Annotated in this window: 1 protein-coding gene; it reads left to right on the top strand. The window is 75.9% G+C overall.

Annotated features, from left to right (window positions below):
- Window positions 1-378, top strand: a 378-nt coding sequence (locus AA75_RS43000) for an AMP-binding protein (RefSeq protein WP_033825995.1), incomplete at both ends; no start/stop codon positions are given.

Raw genomic sequence — 378 nt, 5'->3', positions numbered from 1 at the left:
GGACGCCCCCGCGCTGATCAACATGTACGGCATCACCGAGACCACCGTCCACGTCACCCACCACCGGGTCACCGCCGACGACCTCACCGACCCCGCCGTCAGCCCCGCCGGCCACCCCCTGCCCGACCTCGGCGTGCACCTGCTGGACCCGAACGGCCGGCTGGTGCCGGTCGGGGTGGTCGGCGAGATCCACGTCAGCGGCCGGGGCGTCGCCCGCGGCTACCTCAACCGGCCCGGCCTGACCGCCGAGCGCTTCGTGCCCAACCCGTTCGGCGCGCCCGGCTCCCGGCTGTACCGCTCCGGCGACCTGGCCCGCCGCCGCGCCGACGGCACCCTGGAGTTCGTCGGCCGGGCCGACGACCAGGTGAAGATCCGCGG

The sequence above is a fragment of the Kitasatospora sp. MBT63 genome, from assembly GCF_000710465.2.
Classification (GTDB): domain Bacteria; phylum Actinomycetota; class Actinomycetes; order Streptomycetales; family Streptomycetaceae; genus Kitasatospora.
The sequence above is the reverse complement of the archived record's forward strand: the minus strand, read 5'-3'. Positions and strand labels throughout refer to the sequence as shown.